Annotated in this window: 17 protein-coding genes; 5 read left to right on the top strand and 12 right to left on the bottom strand. The window is 41.8% G+C overall.

Features of this window, described 5'->3' with window-relative positions; genetic code table 11:
• Positions 1 to 97: 97 nt before the first annotated feature.
• The gene (locus J3L18_RS15400) at positions 98 to 6,526 is read left to right on the top strand and encodes an alpha-2-macroglobulin family protein (RefSeq protein WP_189549400.1); all 6,429 of its coding nucleotides are present in this window, start codon (positions 98 to 100) and stop codon (positions 6,524 to 6,526) included.
• Between the two features lie 492 nt (positions 6,527 to 7,018).
• Here the strand turns inward: J3L18_RS15400 and J3L18_RS15395 are convergent, their stop codons facing one another.
• The 6 genes from J3L18_RS15395 to J3L18_RS15370 form a co-directional block, all read right to left on the bottom strand.
• Complete coding sequence (locus J3L18_RS15395; RefSeq protein WP_129571059.1) at positions 7,019 to 7,573, bottom strand: carboxymuconolactone decarboxylase family protein; 555 nt, start codon at positions 7,571 to 7,573, stop codon at positions 7,019 to 7,021.
• Positions 7,574 to 7,588: 15 nt separating this feature from the next.
• On the bottom strand, positions 7,589 to 8,134 hold the full coding sequence (locus J3L18_RS15390) for a carboxymuconolactone decarboxylase family protein (RefSeq protein ID WP_129571060.1): 546 nt from the start codon (positions 8,132 to 8,134) through the stop codon (positions 7,589 to 7,591).
• Positions 8,135 to 8,210: 76 nt separating this feature from the next.
• Positions 8,211 to 9,482, bottom strand: coding sequence for an MFS transporter (locus tag J3L18_RS15385; RefSeq protein ID WP_129571061.1), 1,272 nt, complete (start codon positions 9,480 to 9,482; stop codon positions 8,211 to 8,213).
• A 6-nt stretch (positions 9,483 to 9,488) separates the two neighbouring features.
• A complete protein-coding gene (locus J3L18_RS15380; protein WP_129571062.1) occupies positions 9,489 to 12,257 on the bottom strand; it encodes a TonB-dependent receptor in 2,769 nt (922 codons plus the stop codon).
• 34 nt (positions 12,258 to 12,291) lie between these two features.
• Positions 12,292 to 12,852 (bottom strand): carboxymuconolactone decarboxylase family protein, encoded by a 561-nt coding sequence (locus J3L18_RS15375; RefSeq protein ID WP_091163139.1) that lies wholly within the window; start codon positions 12,850 to 12,852, stop codon positions 12,292 to 12,294.
• Between the two features lie 184 nt (positions 12,853 to 13,036).
• Positions 13,037 to 13,585: a hypothetical protein gene (locus J3L18_RS15370; protein ID WP_129571063.1), complete on the bottom strand. Its 549-nt coding sequence runs from the start codon at positions 13,583 to 13,585 to the stop codon at positions 13,037 to 13,039.
• 279 nt (positions 13,586 to 13,864) lie between these two features.
• On the opposite strand from J3L18_RS15370, the gene J3L18_RS15365 reads away from it, so the two are divergent.
• A complete protein-coding gene (locus tag J3L18_RS15365) occupies positions 13,865 to 14,341 on the top strand; it encodes an organic hydroperoxide resistance protein (protein WP_129571064.1) in 477 nt (158 codons plus the stop codon).
• Positions 14,342 to 14,441: 100 nt separating this feature from the next.
• On the opposite strand, the gene J3L18_RS15360 is transcribed toward J3L18_RS15365, so the two are convergent.
• The 5 genes from J3L18_RS15360 to J3L18_RS15340 all read right to left on the bottom strand — a co-directional run bounded on the left by J3L18_RS15360 (position 14,442) and on the right by J3L18_RS15340 (position 18,570).
• Positions 14,442 to 15,122, bottom strand: a complete 681-nt coding sequence (locus J3L18_RS15360; protein ID WP_129571065.1) for a metal-dependent hydrolase — start codon at positions 15,120 to 15,122, stop codon at positions 14,442 to 14,444.
• A gap of 27 nt (positions 15,123 to 15,149) precedes the next feature.
• The gene (locus tag J3L18_RS15355) at positions 15,150 to 15,572 is read right to left on the bottom strand and encodes a hypothetical protein (RefSeq protein ID WP_129571066.1); all 423 of its coding nucleotides are present in this window, start codon (positions 15,570 to 15,572) and stop codon (positions 15,150 to 15,152) included.
• Between the two features lie 233 nt (positions 15,573 to 15,805).
• Positions 15,806 to 16,603 carry a DUF1223 domain-containing protein gene (locus tag J3L18_RS15350; RefSeq protein ID WP_129571067.1) on the bottom strand — a complete coding sequence of 266 codons (798 nt, stop codon included), beginning with the start codon at positions 16,601 to 16,603 and terminating at the stop codon, positions 15,806 to 15,808.
• Positions 16,604 to 16,802: 199 nt separating this feature from the next.
• Positions 16,803 to 17,564 (bottom strand): LytR/AlgR family response regulator transcription factor, encoded by a 762-nt coding sequence (locus J3L18_RS15345; protein ID WP_129571068.1) that lies wholly within the window; start codon positions 17,562 to 17,564, stop codon positions 16,803 to 16,805.
• The gene (locus J3L18_RS15340; RefSeq protein ID WP_129571069.1) at positions 17,545 to 18,570 is read right to left on the bottom strand and encodes a sensor histidine kinase; all 1,026 of its coding nucleotides are present in this window, start codon (positions 18,568 to 18,570) and stop codon (positions 17,545 to 17,547) included. The genes J3L18_RS15345 and J3L18_RS15340 overlap by 20 nt, the downstream gene beginning before the upstream one ends.
• Positions 18,571 to 18,963: 393 nt before the next feature.
• Between J3L18_RS15340 and J3L18_RS15335 the strand changes: the two genes are divergently transcribed.
• Positions 18,964 to 19,503 (top strand): RNA polymerase sigma-70 factor, encoded by a 540-nt coding sequence (locus J3L18_RS15335; protein ID WP_189549402.1) that lies wholly within the window; start codon positions 18,964 to 18,966, stop codon positions 19,501 to 19,503.
• A 33-nt stretch (positions 19,504 to 19,536) separates the two neighbouring features.
• On the opposite strand, the gene J3L18_RS15330 is transcribed toward J3L18_RS15335, so the two are convergent.
• The gene (locus J3L18_RS15330) at positions 19,537 to 20,826 is read right to left on the bottom strand and encodes a serine hydrolase domain-containing protein (RefSeq protein WP_129571071.1); all 1,290 of its coding nucleotides are present in this window, start codon (positions 20,824 to 20,826) and stop codon (positions 19,537 to 19,539) included.
• Positions 20,827 to 21,032: 206 nt separating this feature from the next.
• On the opposite strand from J3L18_RS15330, the gene J3L18_RS15325 reads away from it, so the two are divergent.
• A complete protein-coding gene (locus tag J3L18_RS15325) occupies positions 21,033 to 22,100 on the top strand; it encodes a FecR family protein (protein WP_129571072.1) in 1,068 nt (355 codons plus the stop codon).
• 194 nt (positions 22,101 to 22,294) lie between these two features.
• A complete protein-coding gene (locus J3L18_RS15320; RefSeq protein ID WP_091163148.1) occupies positions 22,295 to 25,663 on the top strand; it encodes a TonB-dependent receptor in 3,369 nt (1,122 codons plus the stop codon).
• Positions 25,664 to 25,666 lie beyond the last annotated feature (3 nt).

Below are 25,666 nucleotides of genomic sequence, written 5' to 3'. Positions count from 1 at the left end.
AGTGATTGATCAATCGTTAAAAAACGTTAAAATTTAAGCTATGGATATTTTATATCTTGGTATGCCGTTTAAACATCAACCAAAACCATTATCCCGCATGTTATCAAAACTTGCTAGAACCCTTGCCTGCCTGCTTGTTTTAAGCTTGATTATTTCTGTTAACCTGGTATCAGCACAGAATAAATATGATGCGCTCAGTTTCCGGATCGATTCACTGGCAGCCGTAGGTTTGCCCAAATCAGCATTGAAGGAAGTTGATAAACTCGACAAGCTGGCCCACGATGAAAGTAATGCCCCACAACAGATCCACGCGGTAATTTATAGGATGACTTTTCAGTCATATATTGAAGAGAATGCATTGGTTGTTATTATCACCCGGTTAAAAGCTGATATTGATAAAGCGAAGTACCCGGCAAAACCCGTATTGCAATCAATGCTGGCCGAAATGTACTGGCATTATTACCAGGAAAACCGTTACAATTACAATCAGCGAAGCCGCCTGGAAACACCCGGCGATGACTATACCAAGTGGGACCTGCAAACCATCATTTCAGAAACATCAAAGCAATACCGGCTGTCACTTGCTGATGTCAAACAGTTACAGGCCACACCAATTGGCACTCTTGATGGTGTTTTAAAGGGCGATAAAAGCATCCGTTATTTACGGCCTACACTTTACGACCTGTTGGCACAACGGGCCTTTGAATTCTTTTTAGCTGATGAACCGGAGATCATCAAACCTAAAATGGCTTTCTCCTTAAATGATCCTGCTTTTTTTGGTGCTGCCCGTTCATTTATTAAGCTCAATATCAGTAGCGCAGATACCGCTTCGTCCTGGTATCAGGGAATTAAGTTATTACAGCAGGCATCCGCGTTTCATCTGCATGAAAATAATATTGAAGCCATTGCCGATCTTGAACTGCAACGGCTCAGGTTTTTGCATGATAAATCCACTTTGGTTAATGCCGACTCGCTATACCTTTCGGGTTTAAAACAAACAGCGGCCGATTTTGCTGCTAAACCAATAAGTGCCGAGGCCTTAGTACAATTAGGACGTTACTATCAAAATCATGATAGTCTGGTTATGGCATACAGCTATTATGAAAAGGCTAAGGGGGTATTTCCCAATAGTATAAGTGGAAAAAATGCCGTGGCCTACATTCAAGAGTTAGAAAAACGGGCCTTATCAGCCCAGGTTGAAGAGGTATATGCTCCCGGTAAACCACTATTGGCAAGCTTGCAGTATGCTAATGTTAAACAAGCTGAATTTGTAATATATGGTATTACCGACGCGCAAATAGATCAGCTAAAAAAAGACAACAAGCAGGATGAAGAAGAGGAGTTAACGATTACCAAAAGGGTATACGATTTTGTGAGTAAATTAAAGCCCATTGAAGCCGGTAACCTTTCACTGCCTGAGATGCACGATTATAAAGATCACCAGACCGAATTTAAAATAGCTCCGCTAAAACCAGGTAATTATATTTTAATGGTTGATGACTCCTCAGTATATAGATCATCGCTGACGGGATTAGCAGAGTTCAAAGTTAGCGGATTGGCTTATGTAACCCGGCAAAGGCCTGATGGCCTAAAAGAGATTCGGGTGCTGGACCGGGATAGTGGAAAGCCACTAAAAGGCATTAAGGTTAATGTGTACAATACTTATAACAACAAGGGAAAAACAATGCGGAACCCTATTAGCAATGGTGTTTCGGATGTTGATGGTGTGTTTACTTTTTCATGCCGGGAGAATCATTTTAATGCAGATCTATCAACAGTTGGAGACAAACTGATGGTAATGCAAAGTTATCTTTTGGGTGCTGTCGAAACCCAGCAAGTTGCAGCAAAAACCATTGAACGTACCATTTTATTTACCGACAGGCAAATCTATCGCCCAGGCCAAACGGTTTATTTTAAAGGTTTGCAAATAAGTACCTTGAACAATAAAAGTAGCATTGTACCCAATGAGCAGGTTATTGTTAGTTTATTTGATGCCAACAGGCAAAAGCAAGGTATCCTGAACCTCAAAACCAATGAGTACGGTACGGTAACAGGCTCATTTATTATACCTCAGCAAACGCTGGGTGGTATGATGTCTGTAACTACCGATCATGGTTCGGCTTTGATCAGGGTTGAGGAATACAAGCGGCCAACTTTCCAGGTAACATTTTCGCCGGTTAAGGAAACTTATAAGTTCAATGACTCTGTATGTATAAAAGGTAAAGTTACCGCATTTTCTGGTTACGGTCTTTCAGGGGCTAAGGTAGCTTATCATGTTAAACGTATTGCTGCGTATCGACCTTATTATTTAAAAATGATGGGGGATAGTTTTGAGGATGCTAATAATGTTGAAATAGCATCAGACACCATCAAAGCAAATGATAATGGCGAATTTAACTTTGCTTTTAGAGCTTCGGCAAGCGATGGGAAACTTCCGGATATGTATAATTATAACATAACGGCTAATGTAACCGATGGCAGCGGTGAAACGCAATCAGCCAATACGATTGTTAAGGTAAGCAATAATGTACTTGACCTGGAATTAAGGGTGCCCGAACAGTTATCTGCAAAAGATCAAACTATTATCCCCGTAAAGCTTAGTAATATCAACGGGCAACCACAAAATGGTTTGTTAAATGTAAAAGTGTATTCGTTAAATCGGCCCGACGGCGTATTTAAGAAACGGTTGTGGGATGAACCTGATCAATACCTGATGACCATTGATGAATTTAAAACCTTATTTGCAGGCTACGCTTATAAAAAGGAAGATAAACAGGATACCTGGCAAATAAATAAGACAATTATTGAAGCCGATGTAAAAGTTAGCGATACTACAAATAGTCAGTTTGATTTAGCGGGGTTAAAGCAGCAGCCAACCGGTGTTTATAAGCTGATTATAAATGCAAAGGATGATAAAGGCGATACCACATCACAAACCTATTATATAAAGGTTAATAATGAGCCGGGCAAAGCACCCGATATGGATAGTTGGGCAACTACCATCAACGATAAAATAGATAAGGCCGGGCAAACTGCCGAATTTTGGCTGGGCATAAGCAGGGAAAGCCATATCCTGGTCGAAAAATATGAGGGGCCTAAAATGCTGTCGTCAGAGTGGCTTACCGTTGGAGGCGATCATCAACAGAGTTTAAAAATCCCTGTGCCGGCAACCGCCAAAAATAATTTTGCGGTTCAGTTTTTAATGCTGAACGATAACCGCTTGTATCGTAGCTACACACATATTAAAATAAAAGATACTGCATCGGCATTAAAGATCCGCTTGCTTACTTTCAGAGATAAGTTACAACCGGGCGAAAAAGAACAATGGAAATTGCAGGTATCTGCCCCCGGTAAAGAAAAAAAAGAGGCTGAGTTATTGGCAGGCATGTATGACGCCTCGCTTGACGATGTTGCACTGCCTCAAACATGGGACCAGCAATTGCCTGTATACAACTACGACCCCGATTATTTTGATTGGCGAAGTTTTACAGAATTTGTAATTGCGATTGGCACAGCCACTTTTGATCAGGCCCCATACTATACGCATATGTTGAATTTTGATTACGAAACGCTTAACTGGTTTGGCTATAGTTATTTTGGCGGCGATAATTATGGTTATAATACTTATACCGAATCAGTAAAAGAATATAAAAAAGGATCGACTAAGAATAAGCAGATCGAGGCCTTGTACATCAAAAATGCCGCGCTTGTTAAAAATGGATATATAGTAAGTGGCAGGATTTTAGATACCGACGGCGAGCCGCAGGATAATGTGAAGATTGCCATTAAGAATACCAGGATCAGCACAATTTCCAATTCGTTTGGGTTTTACAAAATCAAAGTGCCTCAAAATGCTACATTAGTATTTAGCAAAAAGTATTTCACTATCAAATACGTTAATTTGCCGCAAAATGGTTACGTGTACATTGCTTCTACAATCAAGTTTCCTCCCCCGGTTACGAGTGATGAGTCGGTAGACAGCAGTGATGTGAAACAGGGACAGTTAGAGCCACCTGCGGTTAGCGCATTAAAAGGAAACTTGTATGGTTATTCTAACGCTGTTGGTTTTAATGCCCCTGTTGTAAAACCCGATGCAGAAGTATTATACAAAGGCGATAACGTTGTTATAAGGGAGAAACAAGTCGGTAAGTTTTCGATGCATTATGATGAACTCCGGTCTGATCCGAAACCAATCAACACCCGCAAAAACTTTAATGAAACAGCTTTCTTTTACCCGCAACTCCGTACAGATGAAAAAGGAGAGGTATTGATTGAGTTCACCATGCCCGAGGCTCTTACCAAATGGAAGTTCAGGGCTTTTGCGCATGATAAACAATTACAGCTTGGTTATACCGAAGCCGAGGTGGTTACACAAAAGCAATTGAGTATAAATGCCAATATGCCCCGCTTTTTACGTGAAGGTGATACTGTGGTCGTTTCCGCTCGGTTAGCTAATCTCGAAGGAGAACCATTAAAGGGACAAGTGGAGTTACGGCTCTTCAATGGCATTAATATGCAACCTGTAGAACTATTAACAAATAAAGATGATGCACAACAAAAGTTTGAGATCGGCGCTTCGGCAACTAAATCAATTTCTTTTAAACTGGTAATCCCGCCCGGGCTTGATGCACTTACTTATCGTTTAACAGCTGACGCGGGTAAATACACCGACGGTGAAGAAAATACTATCCCGGTATTGCCAAACCGTATGTTGGTTACCGAAAGTTTGCCGATGATGGTAAGGGTCGGGCAAACTAAAACATTCAATTTTGATAAGCTAATTAACAATAGCAGCACTACGTTAAAAAGTAAAACCCTCACGCTGGAATACAGTCAAAATCCGGCCTGGAATGCAGTGCAGGCCATTCCTTACATGATGGAGTTTCCGTATGAGTGTTCGGAACAATTGTTTAGCCGTTATTATGCCAATAGCTTGTCGACAGATTTGATCAGTAAAATGCAGCTGATCAAGCAGGTATTTGATCAGTGGAAAAGTGGCGACAGTAAAGAATTGCTCTCCAATCTCGAAAAGAACCAGGAATTAAAAACCACACTGCTCGAAGAAACGCCATGGCTGCAGGATGCCCTTAGCGAGTCGGAGCAAAAGAAAAGGATAGCCCAGCTTTTTGATCTCAATAAAATGAGCTACGAAATGAAGGCTAACCTGGATAAACTGAAACAAAAGCAATTACCGAACGGCGCTTTCCCCTGGTTTGGGGGCAATTATGCCGATGATTACATCACCCGCCATGTTTTGGAAGAAATAGGACAGCTTTATCATCTGAAGATAGCCACAGCTGATAATAAAATATTAAAAGAGATTGCCGGCAAAGCGCTTGGGTATATGGATGCCGGGCTGATAAAACAGGATAAAGAAGAGAAGAAACAAAAGGACTATCAAAAAAGAGAGATTGGTTACGATGAAGCCCATGCGTGGTACGTGCGGAGTTACTACACTGATAAGCAAATGGAACCGGCGTTAAAATCTATCTTCAATAATTATCTGAAACGAGCCGAAGATCAATGGGTAACGCGAAGCATTTATGAGCAGGGGATGATAGCCCTTACCATGGTGCGTAACGGCAAACCATTGGTTACAAAGGCCATCATTAAATCGTTGATGGAAACGGCACAAACTTCGGACGAAATGGGTATGTACTGGGGAAAAAACATGGTGGGTTATTACTGGTACCAGTCGCCAATTGAAACGCAAAGTTTAATGATAGAGTTGTTCACTGAAGCTGGTAATAACGCAAAAGCGGTTGAGGAAATGAAGATCTGGCTTATGCGCAACAAGCAAACCAATAACTGGAAAACCACCAAAGCAACTGCCGCTGCAGTGTATGCACTGCTATTAAAACAGGAAGACTGGCTGCAAGGTGGCGCTGCATCTGAAATTAAGCTGGATAATAAACCGCTCGCTGAATTAAAACCGGAGGTTAAAGCTGATGCGGGTATTGGCTACATAAAAACCAGCTGGATTGATGATCAGGTAAAACCTGCATTGGGCAAGGTGGAGGTCAAAAATAACGGAAAATCCATCAGCTATGGTGCTATGTACTGGCAGTACCTGGAGCAAATGGATAAGATCAACCCGTCGCAAACGGATATCCATTTGGAGCGTAAGTACTTCATCAAAAAGCAAACAGATGCAGGCCCCGTATTGCAGGAGGTTGATGTAGCGCATCAGCCTAAAACCGGAGATTTGCTCAAAGTGGTGGTGTATTTAAAAGCTGGTCGTGATTATGAATATGTGCAGCTTAAGGATCTTCGCCCGGCAGGTACGGAGCCTATAACGGCTTTATCGGAATATAAATACCAGGATGGTTTATCATATTATCAGGTATCTAAAGATGTAGCAACCAACTTTTTCATTAGTTATTTAAACAAAGGCAGCTACGTATTTGAATATGAATTGCGGGTAACACAGCCTGGCAATTTTTCAACGGGGATTACCAGTATCCAATGCATGTATGCGCCGGAGTTTAATGCGCATAGTGAGGGGAGCAGGGTGGTGTTTAAATAGAAGTTTTTTTTAAGCTTTTTGTCGTTTCGATAGAGCTTGGGGGGAATGAGTACAGGGGCAAAAGAGAAATCTTATGAGCCCGGCTGAGCGGTTTTGCAAAGTCCGCTTAGCAGGGTGTATAAGATTTTTTCCTGCGGTCGATGACAAGGGATACGCGAAAAAAACAGTTAGATGAATTGAAAATTAGCTGATAATATTATACAAAAGGGGGGTAACACTTTTTTTGTATAAAAAACGATTAATTATCTGATTTTTAAATATATATGTAAGTGTTAACCCTGAATTCTGTTAACCCTGTTAACCCCCTTTGTTAGTAAATCCAACTCAAACTATATATCACTTATTAACTGAATAAGAAAAAAACGAGGCTAATCCTGATTTGTGGTACAGCTTCATAGTATATTCGATTCAAAGGATAGAGCAGCGTTTAATAACAAAAAAACAGCCCGAAGTTAAAAACTCCGAGCTGTGGGCGTGATAAAGCAGTAGGTATTAAGCTTTTTTAAAAATGCTTGATATATAACCAACTTCGGCACGTTCAGGTGCCCGGTCGATATAGATCTGACGGTCTTGCGGTGCCCAGGTTTCCAATCCATCAACATAGCGGTTATACATGCAAAATGCGGCAGCAATTAATACGGTATCGTGGATCTCTTTATCATCCGCGCCTTCCGTACGGGCGGCTTCAATTTGTTCAGTTGTTACATGTTTTCCACCTTTTTGTACACTGCCGGCAATAGCCAACAGCGCTTTGATCTTGGGCGAAAGATCAGCTGTAGAAAAATTAGCTTTGATAGCATCTATCTCATCAATAGTGCAGCCGAGGTAATGCCCGGCTACTGCGCCGTGCACATTCTGACAAAAGAAACAATCGTTGAGGTAGGATACATAGGTTGCTATCAGTTCCCGTTCTCCGCGCGATAGCGTGTTATTATCATCGCGAAGCAATTGCTCGGCGAGGGCGTTTAATGGCGCCTCAGTCTCAGGACTGTAAAACATTAAACCGCGGATGCCGGGCAGATCGTTATTTAATTCTATATGTGCCATATCTGTCAGGTTAAATTAATGTTGAGGCTGTGGTAATACATAACCTTTAGCCATACGTTTACCCATTTCGGCGTAAGCTTCGGGATCGGTAGGGGTAAGGCTGGCAAGCCCGTCAACATAGCGGTTAAACATGCTGAACGCGGCTGCTATCAATACCGCGTCGTGAATTTCGCGATCAGTAGCTCCTTCTGCACGTGCGGCGTCAATGTCTTCCTGCTTTACTTCTTTACCAAGGATCTGTACTTTGCCGGCAATATTCAGCAAAGCTTTTAGTTTGTTGCTGATGGGGGCTTCGATCATATCGCGCAGCACTTCGTCAACAATAAGGGCGTCATCTTCATAAAGGCAACGGGCGGCAGCGGCATGACTGCTGTAACAAAATGTGCAGTTGTTGCGGTATGATACATAGGTGGCTATGAGCTCACGGTCGGCCGGACTTAAGGCTGATTCTCCTCGTAATAACACTTCGGCCAGTTCATACAAATACTGACCGGTTTCGGGCCTGAACATTACCAGCGAACGGATGCCCGGAACGCCTTCGGGTACATTGATGTGTGCCATATTTTTAATTAGTGAATTAGTGAGTTATTGAATTAGTGTTTTTTTAATTTTCTTCTAAGCTTTCGGCTTTAAGCTTTCAGCTTTTTGCTTTTTCCTCGCCTTCGGCTTTCTCCCGTACAAATAATACTACCAGTAAGCCAATTATAAATACCAGTGAAAAGATGAATAGCGAGTTGCCGTAACCTCCCAGGGTTGATACCAGCACGCCTACAAATAAAACCGCAGTAGCTGTAAATATGCGCCCGATGTTGAAGCAAAAGCCAGTTGCAGTTGCTTTGATGCCGGTTGAAAATAATTGTGGAATATAGGCTGATAATACGCCCTGGCTCGCCCCGAAAAATAGGGCCAGTGTGATGATCTCGATGTAAACTGCTGCACTGAACGTGGCATTGGTTTTAAACAGGATAAATGACATACCCGCGCAAACCGCGAAACAGATCACCATGGAGCGCCTAATAGATAACAGGTTAACAAGCCATCCTGAAAAGAAACCACCGGTTAAACCACCCATTCCCATACACATCATGCTCAGGCCGCGTTCTTTCGCGGCATCATGGTCGGTAATCAGGCTTTGCACCCAGGTAGGCAGCCATGAAAATATGGCCCATAAACCTATCAGCATAGTGCCAAAGGTTAAGGAGCCTACAATAAGCTCGCGGCGATGGCTTTTAGAGAGCAGTTTATTCAAGGGATTTTCGCGGTTGACGATATCGTTACGGTAGTTGAGCCAGTTTTCAGATTCATTCAAAACCAAAGAGCCTATCAATGCCAATGCAAGAGGGATCACCCCGACTAAAAAGCCCGACCGCCATGATGATACAATAAAGTTGATTAGCCCTGCAGAGAAAATACCTACCGGGAAAGCTATGGAAAGAATGCCTATGATTACAGCTTTGCTTTTGGCAGGCCAAACTTCGCTCACTAAGGTGATGGAAGTTACCAAAACACCGCCTACACCAAAACCGCTGAAAAAGCGGCAAAGCAGCACGCCCCACCAGGTTGGCATCATCCCGGTCAAAATAGTGAATATGCCATAACTGCCAATAGCCAGCAACAGGGCTTTTTTGCGGCCCATTTTATCGCTGATAACCCCCCAGGTAAAGCCGCCAAACGCCCATCCAAAAATGAAAATGGCATTGATATACCCGCTAATGGCGTTGATCTCATTGGCAGGAACGGCACCCTGAAGGTCTTTTATCACAACGGGCAGGTAAACCGACATCAGCGTTGAAACGGAACCACCTAATGCAGTGCTAAAAAAACAGATTACAAACAGCGCCACCCTGTATGCGGCGCTGAGGTTAGTTTGAGGTTTTACAACCTGCTCTTCAATTGCTAAAGTGCTCATGTTGTTCTATTTTAAAAGGTCATCAAATACTATTGAAACATAATAAATGGCGCCAATTGCCGGCGAACCATACGATTGGTAAATGCGGTTGTTGAAGATATTGCTGCCTCCCAGTTTAACGGTTGATTTTATTTTCGGAAGCTTTTTGCTGAATTGCAGATCGACAACTGAATAAGCATCTACGCGGCCGGGGCGGGTTCCATTAAATGTACCATACCAGTCGTAAGCGGTTTGCCAATGCCAGGCGGCGTTAAAGCCAAAATTATTGATTACGTTGCTATTGCCAAACGTAGCGTTAGTGCTCCATTTTGGTGTATTGAAAGCCGCAATATTGTTAAGATTAGCGTTGCGAAGGTTAAATACTGATAAAGTTGCGTTACCACCCAAAGCGTAACCGCCGTTAAGCAGGTATGTTAAACCGGCGCTTGCTCCCTGGGCCGATACTTTATCCGGTGCGTTGGTATACAACTGGAAGGCGTGAACCTTACCGTTAGGAATATCAGTTGCGGAGGCTGTGGTAACCTGGCCATCAGAACCAAGAATTGGATTGCTGGGTTGAATAACCACAGTATTCAGAATAAAGTTGGTGTAGCTGCTGTAATAGTAGTTTACGTCAATCAGTAATTTATCCATCATCAAGCCTTTATAGCCCACTTCAAATGCTTTTTGCTGCTCTGGTTTAATGTAGGCTACGCTTGCTTTTTGGAGCAGCCCTTTGTTTTGTTCGATAGCCTGTGGGAATGGCGTACCGCTTTGTACCGCCTTGCCAAACGCAGCGCCAAAAGCACTTACCGATGACGAGGTGAACGAGTTTTCATAAACGTTTAGGCCCTTGCTGTTATTAGGCGCACCACCCAAAATAGTGATAGGGCCTACGTTAAGGTGGATAAACTGATCAACCGGGGTTGGGTTCCTGAAACCGGTTTGATATGATGCCCTGAAGTTTGAGGTTTTATCAACCGTATAAACTGCCGAAACACGAGGAGTGAAGCTGCCTTTAAAGTTTTCGTTTTTATCATAACGGATAGAAGCTGTTAGTTTCAGGTTGTCATCAAACAGTTTTTTGCCGGCTTGTAAAAATGAGCCGTACTCTTTAATGGTTACACGATTTACCTTATCATCAAACAAGCTGCCGTTGGTAAACATCCTGTAATTGCGGAAACTGCCTCCGGCCAAAAGCTCAAACACTTTTATGGCGCTGGTAAAATCATACTGGCCTTCAGCATGGTAAAATTTACTGTTACTGAAAACGCCCGCACCGCTTAATCCATAATTATGAATTGATGCATTCTTAGCATTGTTAAATTCTGTTGTACCCGGTAAAAAGCGACCCTGGTCAGCGAAAGTCCTTGCAGCGGAATTGCTGTTTGGTGTAACGCCACTTACCGAACCGTTAAATGCTGCGGCATAGCGGGTAAACCAGGTATCATCGGCTTTATCAGGTGTTACGGTGTTGCCATTAAGGTCTTTTACCCAATCGCGGTTAATGAACTGAGCCAGTGAGCGGGTATTGTATGAGTCGTGTGAATTTTCTTCAACCGAGTAGCCGCGAACGAAGAAGTTGCTGCCTTTTAACTCAATCCTGTGTGTTTGCAAAACAAAGTTATTCAGGTCGAAACGGCTGCTGCCTGTATAGCTTGCAGTACCGCGACCGTAGTTGTATTGGTAGATTGCCTCCAGATTATTGTTGAAGCGGTATTGTAATGCGCCGTTAAGTTTAAGGCTGTAAACGTTGTAGTTCATTAGGTCTTTTTCTTCATAACCAGTTCTGGAAACAAGGCCAATTCCCGGTAAGGTTTTTGTAACCTCATCTCCATAAATGTTAAGTGCATCGCGGCCAGGGTTATTGGGGCCGCGCTGAGCGGCTGGAGTTGATGCGCTTACGTCGGTATAGTTATCGGCATACCAGTCGCGCCCGGTAAGGTATGAGGCGTTGATTTTAAACGCGAATTTATCATTGAATGCTTTGGCATAACGGGCTGCAAAGTCATATAAGCCCTGCGGCTTAACAACCGATTCGCCAAAGTGGTTGAGACCGCTTTTTACCTGTACGGTTAATCCCTGGTATTTAAACGGATCTTTGGTTTTAAGCGAAAGTAAGCCGTTAAAAGCTACCGGACCATACAATGCCGAAGCCGCGCCCGGAATAACTTCCACACTTTCGATATCAATATCCGAAGCGCCAAAAAGGTTACCTACCGAAAAGTTTAAACCGGGGGTTTGATTATCCACACCATCAACCAGTTGTAAAAAACGGCTGTTACCTGTGCTGTTAAAGCCGCGTGTGTTGATCTGTTTGTAGGTTAAACTGCTGGTAACGGCTTCGAGGCCTTTCAGGCTCTGTAATCCATCGTAAAATGTGAATGAAGGGTTTTCCTTAATGGCCTTAAGGCTCATTTTTTCGATACTTACCGGCGATTGTAAAATGCTTTGGTTGATACGGGTAGCCGATGATACCACCTCATTAAGCACAATTGCCTTTTGTATTAGCTTGACGCTGATATTGTTATTGGCAGATGTTATCTGGCTTTCCTGCACTTCAAAGCCTACTGCCGATATAATGATAGTAAAGGGCAGCTTCAATTTATTGGCATTTAAAGTATAGTTACCCTTTGAATCAGTAGTGGTGCCTGTAAGTTTTCCTTTAACAGCGATACTTGCGCCGGATACAGGTTTGCCTGTAGCTGCATCGGTAATGTTGCCCGTTATTTTAATGTCCTGTGCAAACAGGTTTATTGAGCTGAGCAGTAATATGATGAATAAAAGTTTTTTCATTGTGATTGGGTTTTACTTCAAATGAGGATTAGGGTTATTTTTTTAAATGATCATAGCCTTGTGGCAGGCGGGTATAGCCATGGTTTACTAATCGCTCGGCCAGTATGTTGTAATAGCCGGCATCAGCAGGTAAGGCTGTGGCCAATCCGTCAACATAGCGGTTGTAATAGCAAAACAGGGCAGCTATGAGCACGGTATCATGGATCTCGATATCGGTAGCTCCGGCAGCTTTGGCACGGTCGATGGCTTCGGTAGTTACATTCCGGCCATTTTGGGCAGTTAGCTTTGCAATGGTAAGCAAAGCTTTCATTTTTTCGGTAACCGGGGCAGTTTCAATGTTTTCCTTTACTTTTTGCGCTGTTTCAGCTTCACCTGCAAGTAGGTCGGCCGCGGCGGTGTGAGCGGTAGTGCAAAAGGTGCATTGGTTGTTGTGTGATACCACTGTGGCGATCAGCTCACGATCGGCTTCAGACAAGGTTGATGGCCCGCGCAATAAAAACTGTGTAAGGTTACGGATAGGTTGTGCCGCTTCTTTGGCATACTCCAGCAGGCCGGTAATGCCCGGCAAATGGCTTTCAAGTGTAATGTAAGGCATTTTAATAAATTGAATGTTTATAGGTTGGGAGAGGATGTATCGTCTGGAGATTACTAATCTTATCGATATGTTGTTATTTTCATAACTCTTGAGCCACGAATAAACTATCGACAGAAATAAATAATAACACAGCGGTAGAGTGGCACAGCCGCTACCCTAAGAAATGAACTAAAACAGGAGAAGATTAACAAACGGCCTTTGGCGGTTGCTCGGGGATATCCTGGTGAGCAGGAATTAACTGTTGAACTATGTGAGCAACAATTTGTTGAGTATATTTTATAGGGCAGCCAAACTCAAAATGTACAAAAGTGAAATTGAGGTTATCCTGCATAATTATTTTACCAAAGGGTACATGCTCCTTTTGCGGTACCGGGTTTTCTTTTATATCCTTTGCGTTAATAATGTTTTTATCGGCCAGCTGGGTGGTTTCGTAGTTTGGGATGCACATCAAATAAATTGCGCGACTGGTTACGCGCATTTTTTGATAATTGTAGCTGTTGTTGCCAAACCGGATCTGCCCATGAATATTTTCGTAGTTTTTCCAGTCGGTTATCCCAGGCATGTTTACCGGGATTACTACCTCGGTAAGGTCTTTCACATTGTAAAAGCCTTTGGCAGTTTGTTCGGCAAAGTATTTATTGCTTTTGTAAACCATGAACTGATGCAATGCCAGTTGCCCGCCTATATTAAGCAGGTGAAAACCGAGCAGCATTAGGGCAATAAACTTCTTCAATTGGTTTACGAACAATGAGTGGCTTAAAATTGCTGTTTATAAACGCAGTATCCAAATTTATTTAGAATAATTACGCGTAATGTGTAGCTGGTTTTCTTATTCTTTACCGGTTGTGATTAAAAGTTTCAATAGCTCTCGTACTGGTTGAACTTTCGGCTTAAAGAATGTCTTGTTCACGACATGGCTTGTCCGGTTCACATAGTTAGTGATAGGGCACCGGGCGATATCAGGGTATCTTTGAGCATACAAAAAACAAAAATTAATTAAATAAATAACACAATGGAAACTATTGAAGAATCAGGTATCAACAAGATCAAGGTTATCGAAGATATCTCACCTAATAAAATCGACAAAGTATTATATACAGGTAAAGTTCGTACCGTTGGCGGTCGCGACGGTGGTTCATCTGTTAGTACCGATGGCCAGTTGGATATCAAACATTCAACTCCCGGAACCCCTAAACCAGGCACTAACCCCGAGCAATTATTTGCAGCAGGCTGGTCAGCATGTTTTGAAGGTGCCATCGGTATTGCTGCTGCTAAAAAACGGATTGCCCTTCCTGCCGAACTGGCTATTGATGCAGAAGTGGATTTGGGTATTACCACAGGTGCATACTTCCTGCAAGCCCGTTTAAACGTTAGCTTACCAGGCCTGGATGTGGAAGTTGCCAAAGCATTAATTGAAGAAGCACACCAAACATGTCCTTATTCAAAATTGACTTACGGTAATATCAATGTTGAGATCAATTTAGTATAATTCGCCCCCTCCGTCCCCCTAAACGGGGTACTTTAAAAGTAACAAAAACGCCTTCCCAATTTAATTAGGAAGGCATTTTTATATTCAAGAAAACTAAAGTTTAAATTTCTATACTCTCGCCAATACCCGGTAAAAATAATTTTAAACCGACTTTTTCAAACTCACTAACAGCTTCGTCTTTATCTATTTTAATAAAGCCAAAGGTATCATAATGAACCCCCAAAACCTTATTGGCCTTAACAAGCTTTGCCGCTTCAATGGCATCTTCAACGCCCATCGTTAACATGTCCCCGATAGGGAAAACCGCGAAATCGAGATCAACCCATTTGGCCACCAGTTCCATATCTAAGGTGAGACCGGTATCGCCGCTGTAATACAGATTGCCATCATCAGTCTTTAAAGCATAACCGCAGGCCACGCCTGCATAGCTGCCATCCGGAAAGCTGGCCGAATGTTGGGCGATGAACGATTTTGCCTTGCCAAAATCAAAAGTCACTTTACCACCCGGGTTTAAAGGATGCACATTTTTAACGCCCTTTTTGCTGAAGTAATCATACACCTCATAAATACCCACAACCATAGCGCCTGTACGGTTGGCTATAGTTTCTACATCCAAAATATGATCGTAATGCCCGTGCGATACAAAAATGTAATCAGCTTTAATTTCATCAATATTGATGTCCTTAGCCAGTTCGTTACCTGTAATAAAGGGATCAAACAAAATGTGTTTACCTCCGGCTACTACCGAGAAGCATGAGTGACCGTAATAGTTGAGTTTCATTGGTTTGTTTTTTTATGTTAATGATGATTAGTTTAAGAGCGGAGTTAAGGCGTTTAAGACAGGCATTGACAATAGCTTAAAATGATCGTAGGCTGTGTAGGTAAATTTACCTGTTACACGGTTTATTTTGGGATGTAGAAATGTCATCTTTTTTGACATGATAGTATCAGCCGGGGAATAAGCTATGTACGAATCAGGTTTTTTGTTAAAGCCGTTAAGAAGCATTTTTTTCGCTTGATTTTGTTTACCGGTGATAGCACCCGACAACCTGAATTCCGGCGATAATTGTGAAGCATCAAAGTGGCCTATTTGGGAAGAATAGTTGCGTCCACCCGCCGGCAGGTTTATTTTAAAAGTAAATGCCTGCTCGGTACAATTTAGTTCGTTTGCCTGGGCATGAACCCCAATGCTTAAAAATATTGCTATGGCAATTAGCAGTAATGTTTTCATGATAGTATTTGCTTAAAACAGGATCGGCCCTGCGAAGGGCCGATCCTGTTTATGTTAGATTAAACTATTCTCTGCCGGTTTTTTTCTCTTTTCCCGAACGCAGATCAATTCACAATCCTGCGGGTTATGTTCAAACGGTGCCCTTGTAAGGAATGATAAAGAGAACAGTGACAAGAATCCCATTAATAACCGGCCTTGTTTCAACTTGCTCATGATTTTTGAATTTATAGTTGTTATATTTTGGCTACAGCTTCATTGGTTAAAACTGCTTTTGTTGCGGTTAAAACCTCACCATTATCTTTGTTTTGTATAAAGCCTACTACTTCCCATCCTTGCTGGTTAAATTCTTTAGGGATATTAATAGCGGTTTTACCTTTCTTTGCCTGGTTTATGGCGATTGTTTTTAGATCGCGAACTATCTGGGCGTGGGATAAAGTTCTGCCTTCGTTTTCACCTTTTGCAACTTTGCTAATAGCCGATTTTTGTACAATGGCTATCAGTAGATTTTGGTTATCAGTATTATCGGATAACTCATAGTTTACAGTTAACTTATCGCCGTTTTGTTGCGCCTTAAGGGACACTTGTGCGGTTTGGTCAGTTGTTAAGGCGCTGGAAATAGCTGCGCGCAGTGCTGGCTCATCAGAGCCTACCATCTCAGTTTTACCATTAACTATAACTTGAGGTGTATAAACCTGGGCATTTAAATGGTAGCTATATTCTTTTTGGCGTTTTGAAAACATGGCATTGCTGAATACATCTTTCCAGCCGAGGTTATTCCAATAGTCCACATGGTAAGCCAATATGTAAACGGGTTTGTCCTGTGAATCTTTTTGTATTCTGGCCAGCAATTCATCAGCTGGAGGACAGCTTGAGCATCCTTCTGAAGTGAACAATTCTACCAAGGCAAAACCTTTTCCTGGAGTGGCGTTTTCAGTTTTAGGGGCATTTATTTTACGATTAGCGTAAGCTGCAGTAGCAAGTGCCAGTGCCACGGTACCAACACAAAAGCTAAAAATTTTTAAGGTTTTCATATTTCTTGATTTTTTATTTACTTCAAAATTATACCCTAAATAGCCACAGAAACAGCATAAAAAAGCCCAACCAGACATATCTATAGTTCAGTTGGGCATTTGTTAAGTCGAAAGTCTTAAGTTCTAAATCTCAAGTCGGAAGTCTTGAGTCAGAAATCGTTTTATTTAGAACTTAAAACTCAAGACTTCAGACTTAAAACTATCTATTCTCGAGCCAGCTTAAAAATACCGGCGCTTTTTCTTTATTGATGAGTAATTTCTCGGGAGTTGGAATGGTTAGTTTCACAAACAGCTTACGCATAAAATAATGCTCCACCTCTTTTATCGCACTGAAGTTAACTATGTATTGCCTGTTGAGCCTGAAGAACTGATCGGGAGAAAGCTGGCTGCTGATCTGATCAAGCGACTGGTTAACCACATATTCCTGCTGATCAAAAGTCATGATGGTCGACAATTCGTTACGGATGTAAAAGAAAGCGATATCATTGGTAGCTATCGTGATGTACTTATTGTTTTTAAATACCAGGAAGCTTTTTTTACCTGCCGGAGGAGTAATCTGCGATAACAGGCTGCTGATATCCGGCTGCGAGCCTTGCTGAAAGAAATTTCGCAGTTCGTCTACCTTTTTAAAAGCATCGGCAATATCTGTTTTTGAGAAAGGCTTGAGCACATAATCAACGCTGTTGGCCTTAAATGCCTCTAACGAATATTCATCAAACGCAGTGCAGAAAATAATAGGGCAGTACACCTTTACCAATTTAAAGATCTCAAAACACAATCCATCCGAAAGCCGGATATCCAAAAAAATAAGATCGGGCTGCCTGTTCTCTGAAAGATAGGCAACCGAGCTTTCAACGCTCTGAAGCTTCGCAATTATTTTTGAGTGCGGCCTTAATTCTAATATGATACCTTCAAGCGAGCGGGCCGCTTTTAGTTCGTCTTCAATGATGATAATGTTCATGTATAATAGGTAGTTTAACTTTGAATATTTTATCTTCAGATATGATCTCTATGTGTTTATCAAGCAGGTGATCGTAGCGTAGATTAATGTTCTTAAGTCCAACACCTGTTGATGGTTCTTCAAAGCGCTTTGGTTTTATTTCGTTTTCCATAACGATGTTTTCACCTTCAGCATAAAGCTTAATATGCAACGGATGATCCAGCGATACCACATTGTGTTTAATACAGTTTTCTATCAATAGCTGCAGCGTGAATGGGGGGATTAGCGTACCGCGATATTGTTCATGTATAGTATTAGTGAAAATAAAACCATCTTCAAACCTGGCTTTAAGTAAAAAATTGTAAGCTTCTACAATTTCCAGTTCTTCGGATAAATGAATAAGGTCTAACTTGCGGCTTTCAAGCGTAAAACGATAAAAGTTGGAGAGTTTCAGGATGAAATCAACCGAGTGTTGGTCATTGGTCTCAACCATCGCCTTTAGGGTATTGAGACTGTTAAACAGGAAATGCGGGTTGATCTGCTGTTTCAAAAGTTCATATTGTGCGCCAAGGTTATCGGCCTTGATGCGTTCCAGCTCAACGTTAACCTGCTGGTTTTGGTAGTTCTGGTACAACAGGTTTATCAGCATATAAAATACGAGGTTAATAAGTATACCCCTTACCTCAATCATCAGCATTACCGGGCCGAAATTTAAATGCGTTAATATCAGTTGCTGTATGTAGGCTAAGGCCAGCATTACCCCCATGCCTATCAGCAGTGTTGTAAGGAGCCGGGAATACGAGATGCTTTTATTCAGTTGTTTATTGCCCGATTGCTTTGGCAGCGTATAGATATTATAGTACCATACAAACAATGAAAAAGAAGCGGTAACAGCCGAATTCACTGCCGCTTCAGCGGGTTTAAAATGGCGTTCGGCTATTTGGGGAACAGAGGCCAGCAGGCCAAGGAAAATTGAACTGCTCCATATAATTCCGGGGGAAATTTTAAATGTAGTGTTATTTTTCATTTACTGTAAACGGGTTTACGGAAATACGGACAGTTGCCGGGCAAATATAGAGTTAATTACGGCCTGTGAGCCAAATCCACCTTCATGATGCTGAAAGGGAAGCTAATGTTAATCTGTTTTGACCAAATGCCACAATTATTTCCGTTTACTGCTAAAATATAATAGGTTTCAATATGGAAATATGGGTTTATGGTACAAGCGGACATCTTATCGCCTGAATTAGACGTTTTAAACCGCGAATAGTACGACAATATAATTGCAGACAATCGGTTTTAGGCGATGAGCAGATCGGGGCTTCTTAAATCAACCTAAAATAGCTTTGATCAAGATTTTTTACTTAAAATTGTACATTATTTCAGTTAACTGTTCCCGTTAAAAGCAAGCCGCTCAACATTGGAGATTAAAGAACTTATAGATTCTATTCATTACAACAATGATGAATCTGCCTTTAATGAATTGTATAAGCTGCTGATCAATAATCTTAATCAGTTTGCCTGGTCCTTTTTGGGCGATAAGGAAGCTTGCGAAGAGATCATCAATGACCTTTTTGTAAATATCTGGACAGGCCGCCACAAGCTTAACAAGATCTCGAACCCTAAAGTATACTTTTATGTGGCTATAAAAAATGCCTGTCTTAACCATATCCGAAGCAACACCTCAAAAAGAAACCGCGACGCTCAACTTGCCGAAACCTATTATTTTCATTTATCGGTTGATCCCGCGCAATTGCTCATCAGCAAAGAGCTGCAGGCCGGAGTTTTAAACGCTGTAAACAGTTTGCCGCCCCGTTGTAAGCTCATTTTTAAAATGGTTAAAGAGGATGATCTCTCCTGCAATGAGGTAGCCGATATACTTGGTCTCTCTAACAAAACCGTATTTGCGCAGTTGGCCATTGCTTTGAAGAAATTGGATGAGGCACTTGGGAATGGTTAGTATCAAATTTTCGATACTGTTTCCAATGCCTCGTTACTGACGTTTTAGTTCATATGTATCGTCCACGTCCTGTAGCAATAGTCGCTTTCCTCCGTCGTCGAAATGAAAGAAAAAGCCGAACGGTTTATTCCAGAATTCATTAAGTGAGATAGGGGTAAGTTCAAAGTCTTTGCCTTTTACAGAACTTACTAACGTGCCGTTTGCAAACCTGTTAGTTATTTCTATCCCTGAAGGTGCGCTGTACTTCCCGGTAAAGTCTGCTAAGTGAGCGCTGTCTGCCTTAATAGGCTTAAAAGTTTCCAGCGTATCTGCAATATGGAAACAAGCTTTAAAAATATGGTCGAGGATACGGGCTTTTGGGAATACTTCACCATTGGTGCAGTAAGCGATAGCCAGGTCCGATGCCGGGTAATATTGAACAGAACTACCAAACCCTTCCGTTTTTCCGTTATGGCCAAAACCTGGATGTGCCGCAGAGCCATATGGAAACATGCCCTTTCCGTAACCGTCGCGCATTGTTTTCATCAAATTCAGGCTACCGGCGCTGATCAGTTTGCCTTTAAACAATGCGCTGATGAACTTGCATAGATCTTGAGGTGTGGAAATAAGTGCGCCGGCCCCTCCAAAATTATCGAGGTAAACTGCACGGTCCGGTTTCCAGGCGCTATCGAAGTATTTGTAAGAAATCGCTTCGCCCTTGGCAGGCCCTGCCTTTTCACCGTAATAGGTTTGTTTTAATTTAAGAGGGCGAATGATTTTTTCGGTTACTACCGTTTTATAGGGCTTGCCGTAAATTTTTTCAACTATATAGCCTAAAAGTAAATAATTAGAATTGTTGTAGTCTGCCTTCGCATCCGGCTCAAAATCTGGCTTTTGTTTTTTGATCATCGCAAGCAATTCCGCTTGTGTGTGGGGCTTGTCTTTCCATGTATCAAAATCCGTATTGTTTGTAAAGCTGGCCAGGCCGCTACGGTGTCCCAAAAGTTCGGCAACCGTGATATGGCTGGCGTTTGGCAGATCCGGGAAGAAGCGACTCAGCGAATCTGTTAGAGCTAATTGATGTTCATCAATCAATCGATAGGTAAGTACAGCAGTAAACAACTTGGTGATGGAGCCAATTCTATATTCTGTGGCCGGATTTTGATCTTTGCCAAAAGAGTGTTGATAGATCAATTGGCCATTTTGGCTAATGGTCACATTCCCAATAGCGAGATCGTTAGCTGTAAGATACTGGAATAGGCTATCAAGCCGCGTACGGTCAATTTGGGCATTGCTTAAAAAAGGTATCAGCAAGACGCTTACAAGCAAAAGAAAATATTTCATATACTAAGATTTAGTTGTGGGACGAGAGATGACCTAAACAAGTTACAAAAAAAGATAAGGTAAAAAGGGGGACTTTTGGATAGATGCAGATTGGGCTGTGTTTCATTGCTCCATTTCATAACAATCATCCCCCTCAAAAAAATATTTTAATTTCTTTTAGGAAAAACCTGGGGTAGCCGTGTCCTTAATGCAGAATACCAATTACTATGAGCAAATCCAGGTTTATTGAGTTAATGGCCAAAAGCATGGGCAAAACTGCCAGTGCTGAAGAATTGACCGAACTCGACATGTTTCTTGAACAATTTCCCGACTATAAAAAAACGTACAATGTTACCAATGCTTTAAAAGGAAACGGCACTGAAGCAACAGAAACAAAACCGGAAGAGATTAACGGAAACCTGGAGGAAATCTGGAACCGAATTAAAAGCTTGAACGAAAATTCGGCGAATGATACTAAGATAAAACCAATGTTCAGGTGGCAATGGGTTGCTGCAGCGGTACTGGTGCTTGTTACTACAGGCGTTTTATTTTATAACAGAGCGGTACAGCAGGATACTTTAACCGCCGAAAACATATTACATGAAATTCGTGTGCCTTACGGTAAAACCGAAAAGCTCAAACTGCCCGACGGAACACAGGTTACACTAAATGCGGGCAGTACTTTTTCGTACCCCGAGGCTTTTGAAAAAAACAGCCGGGATGTAAGCCTTACCGGCGAAGGTTTTTTTGAGGTAACTAAAAATTCTAAGAGACCTTTTCTGGTACATACTGCCAGACTTGTTGTAAAGGTATTGGGAACCATTTTTAACGTAAAAGCCTATAATAACGATAAAACTGTAGAAACAACATTGCTAAAAGGTAAAGTACAGGTTGAACTAAAAAACAATCCCGAGAAAAAGATCATCCTGTTGCCTAACGAAAAGCTGATTGTTATTAATAACCGGGAACCACAAAGTGTAAAACCCAAAGAGGGAAAAATTGAATACCAGGTAACCGAACTGCCTGATGTTAAGCCGAATGAAGTGAAAGAAACAGCCTGGGTTGATAACCGCATCCTGTTCACCAACGAAATGTTTGAAGACGTGGCTGCTCAAATTGAACGCAAATACAACGTGCAGGTTGTGTTTGAAGATCGGGCGCTTCGTACCGAGCAGATAAGCGGTTTACTTGATAAAGAAACGTTGAAGGAAGCTTTAGGCATTATTGAACTGACCACGCCGTTCAATTTTAGGGTTGATGGACAAATGGTTTACCTTTCAAAGAAAGATAAATAAAACAAAATAAACTAACTAACCACTTAATTAACAGCTTATGATATTGAAAACTTACCTGTCAGATTCCTGAAACATCCTCAAATAAACAAGGGAAGAGCTGCCACTCCTCCCCGCAAACAAATAGGATTTTATTAACGGAGTAAGCTATTGTAACACAGCACTTACTCCATCCATTTATTTTCAAAACAAATGTAATGAAAAAAACAAGAAGGGTGTTCCCGCTTCGTGGCGCGCCCGTGTGTCTCAAAGTTATTTTGCTGATGAAAGCAGTATTTTTATTGGTCATGGTTACCTGTGTGCAAGTTTCTGCAAAAGTGTACTCACAGCAGAAATTTACACTTAACCTAAAGCAGGCCGAAGTAAGTAGTGTCCTTACCAAAATTCAAAAACAAAGTGATTACCGTTTCTTTTACAACTATGCCAGTATTAAAAAGTTGGGCAGGGTTGATGTGGATGTAAAAGACGCAACAATTGATGAGCTGCTTGCCGTTATTATTGATGATAAGCTTTCCTACAAAATGAATGATGATCATGTAGTGATCATCGCCAACCAGGAGGATGCCAAAAGCCTTGCCCTTATAAAAGGAAAAGTTGTTGATGCCAAAGGCGAACCGCTTATTGGTGTAAACATTAGGCTTCAAGGGACTAACCAGGGCACCACTACCGATGCAAATGGTAATTTCAGTATCGATGCCCCTGTAAACGGTGTGTTGGAAATCTCTTATATCGGGTATGAAAAGAAGGTTGTTACAATAACCGGAAGCCAAACTTTAAATATCACCCTGGTTGCCTTGCCATCTGCCTTGACCGAAGTTGTGGTTGTTGGTTATGGTACCAGCAAAAAGGTTGATGTTACGGGTGCAGTAGCAAGCGTTAAAGGATCGGATATTCAAAACTTGCCTGTTAGTACAGCGGCTCAGGCTTTAGATGGTCGTGCAAGTGGTGTAAGTATTGTTCGTAACGATGGTTCACCTGGCGCTGCGCCGAGCATCAGGATCCGTGGAACAGGTACAGTGAATGATGCCAATCCGTTAATTGTAATTGACGGTGTACCTACCAGTAACCCTGACGCGTTAAGTGACATTAACCCTAATGATATTGCCAGCGTTGACATTTTGAAAGATGCTTCATCAAGCGCTATTTACGGTACCCGTGCTGCAAACGGTGTAGTTTTGGTAACCACAAAAAGAGGTACCTATAATCAAAAGCTTGCAACAGCATTTAATTTCTACAGTGGTTTTTCTAACACAACTAAATATCTTAGCCTGTTAACTGCTCCACAGCTTTATCAGCTAAAAAGAGAGCGTTATACCAATGATGGTGTTGCTATTGACGCGCCATGGGATGATAGTTATTATGCTACACAAAGAACCGACTGGCAAAGGGCTATTATGGGTACCGGACATGTAACCAATGGCGATGTTAGTATTCAAGGCGGTAACGATGCTTCAAACTATTACTTTTCAAGCTCTATTTATAATGAGGATGGTATTATTGATAAAACCAACTTCAAACGATACAGTACACGTATCAATTCCGAGCATAAGATAACTTCGTGGTTAAAGCTGGGAGAGAACGTTCAACTGACCTACGGTAATAACAATGGCTTTGATAACAATAATTCGCAAACAGGTTTGATATTTTCGGCTCTGCGTTTTAACCCGGCTATACCACTGGTAAATCCTGATGGTACTTACGGTACATCAAAGGCTTTTGCTAATCAGTTGGGTGATATCAACAGTCCCTATGCTACTATCCAAATGGCCGACAGGTACACTAAAAAGTACAGGGCATTGGCCAACGCGTTTGCTGAAATTACCTTTTTAAAGGAGCTGAAATTGAAAGTTAACTATGCCTTTGACGGTACATTTATCCGCAATTATAATTTTAGTATCGCAGATAATAATCAAACAAGGCCAAATCCAAATTCTACTTTAACCCAATCTGAAGAGGAAGTATCGTCACAGTTGCTTGAATCTTTTCTTACGTATGATAAGGTGTTTGGCAAAAATCACGTAACTTTTACAGGTGGTTATTCTTATCAAAACTTTAAAGATTACGGTTTTAACGCTCAAAGGGTTGGTTATGACGATACCGATCCCGATCAACGGGTGCTTAACCAGGGCAATGGCCAATTCAATTCAAATATCTTGCCTCAGCCATCTTCATTACAGTCGGGCTTTGCAAGGTTATTTTATGATTTTGACAGCAGGTACCTGGCAACCGTTACTTTTCGTGCAGACGGTTCTTCCAAATTTGCGCCCGGCAAACAGTGGGGGTACTTTCCTGCATTTTCCTTGGGCTGGAGAATTACCAGTGAAAAATTCATGAAAAATATCACCTGGGTTAATAACTTGAAATTGACGGGTGGTTATGGTGAGTTGGGTAATCAAAATGTACTGCCTTTTCAGTATCTAAGCTTGATCAAAATTGGCAGTACTTATGAAAATGGTGGTTATGCCTTTGGTGGCACGGGAGTAAGTGGTGCAGCTGTTACAAGTATTGCAAATCCGGATATTACTTGGGAGCGTACTGCTATGACCAACATTACCCTTGATGCTGGTTTCCTGAATAACCAGTTAAATACCACACTTACGTATTTCAATAAGAATACTAAAGATATGTTGATATCACCGCCGGTAGTAGGTTCAGCGGGTTCGGTAGCTATTCCAAATCAAAACATCGGTACAATGAATAACAAAGGTGTCGAAGTTGAAATTAACTATCAAGGCGGCGATAAACTAAAATATTCATTCGGTGCCAATGCTTCGTTTATCAAAAATAAGGTAACTAAACTTAATGGAGAAGGCACTTTCATTGGTTCGACAGTTTACGGGCGTTCAAGCCAGGAAATCTCAAGAACATATCAGGGTCAGCCGATAGCTTCTTTTTACGGATGGAAAACAAATGGCCTTTACCAAACCCAGGCAGAAATTGATAACGATCCGGCGCTTAAAAATGATTCGCGTAAGGCTAATATCAAACCCGGCGATGTGCGCTTTCTGGATTTAAATGGCGATGGCCAGATTGATGGTAATGACCGCACCAATTTGGGCAATCCAAATCCTAATGCTACAGTTGGTTTGCAAGGCAGTCTTTCATACAAAGGTTTTGATTTTGCAGCAAACTTTACCGGCGTATTTGGTGTAAGCCTTTATAATGCCGATAGGATGCAAGGTATTGATCCAACCTATCCGTTTAATCTTTATGCCGAAGACATGAACCGCTGGACAGGGGCGGGCACAAGCAACTCGATCCCGCGTATGTCATTAGATCGTGCTAACGACAATTATCGCACATCCGACCTGTTTGTCGAAAGCGGGAATTACTTTGCCCTCAAAAACGCCACTTTAGGTTATACTTTACCTGCAAGCTGGGCTAAAAAAGCAACACTGAAAAGCGTAAGGTTATATGCATCAGGTCAAAACATATTTTTTATAACCAATTATAAGGGATACACGCCTGAGCTTGGTTATACTAACGGCAACCTGCAGCGTGGGGTTGATGTGGCCCAGTATCCTACGGTACGTACAATTACATTCGGTATAACTGCTAAACTTTAAAAT

The organism is Mucilaginibacter gossypii, from assembly GCF_017569325.2.
Classification (GTDB): Bacteria; Bacteroidota; Bacteroidia; order Sphingobacteriales; family Sphingobacteriaceae; genus Mucilaginibacter; species Mucilaginibacter gossypii.
This window is presented reverse-complemented; position numbering and strand designations above follow the sequence as displayed.

Bases quoted from the DNA above. Each gene is read 5' to 3' on its own strand.
- J3L18_RS15400 (WP_189549400.1), top strand. From the start codon at position 98: ATGTTATCAAAACTTGCTAGAACCCTTGCCTGCCTGCTTGTTTTAAGC.
- J3L18_RS15395 (WP_129571059.1), bottom strand. From the start codon at position 7,573: ATGGCACATATAGAATTAAATAACGATCTGCCCGGCATCCGCGGTTTA.
- J3L18_RS15390 (WP_129571060.1), bottom strand. From the start codon at position 8,134: ATGGCACACATCAATGTACCCGAAGGCGTTCCGGGCATCCGTTCGCTG.
- J3L18_RS15385 (WP_129571061.1), bottom strand. From the start codon at position 9,482: ATGAGCACTTTAGCAATTGAAGAGCAGGTTGTAAAACCTCAAACTAAC.
- J3L18_RS15380 (WP_129571062.1), bottom strand. From the start codon at position 12,257: ATGAAAAAACTTTTATTCATCATATTACTGCTCAGCTCAATAAACCTG.
- J3L18_RS15375 (WP_091163139.1), bottom strand. From the start codon at position 12,852: ATGCCTTACATTACACTTGAAAGCCATTTGCCGGGCATTACCGGCCTG.
- J3L18_RS15365 (WP_129571064.1), top strand. From the start codon at position 13,865: ATGGAAACTATTGAAGAATCAGGTATCAACAAGATCAAGGTTATCGAA.
- J3L18_RS15360 (WP_129571065.1), bottom strand. From the start codon at position 15,122: ATGAAACTCAACTATTACGGTCACTCATGCTTCTCGGTAGTAGCCGGA.
- J3L18_RS15355 (WP_129571066.1), bottom strand. From the start codon at position 15,572: ATGAAAACATTACTGCTAATTGCCATAGCAATATTTTTAAGCATTGGG.
- J3L18_RS15350 (WP_129571067.1), bottom strand. From the start codon at position 16,603: ATGAAAACCTTAAAAATTTTTAGCTTTTGTGTTGGTACCGTGGCACTG.
- J3L18_RS15345 (WP_129571068.1), bottom strand. From the start codon at position 17,564: ATGAACATTATCATCATTGAAGACGAACTAAAAGCGGCCCGCTCGCTT.
- J3L18_RS15340 (WP_129571069.1), bottom strand. From the start codon at position 18,570: ATGAAAAATAACACTACATTTAAAATTTCCCCCGGAATTATATGGAGC.
- J3L18_RS15330 (WP_129571071.1), bottom strand. From the start codon at position 20,826: ATGAAATATTTTCTTTTGCTTGTAAGCGTCTTGCTGATACCTTTTTTA.
- J3L18_RS15325 (WP_129571072.1), top strand. From the start codon at position 21,033: ATGAGCAAATCCAGGTTTATTGAGTTAATGGCCAAAAGCATGGGCAAA.
- J3L18_RS15320 (WP_091163148.1), top strand. From the start codon at position 22,295: ATGAAAAAAACAAGAAGGGTGTTCCCGCTTCGTGGCGCGCCCGTGTGT.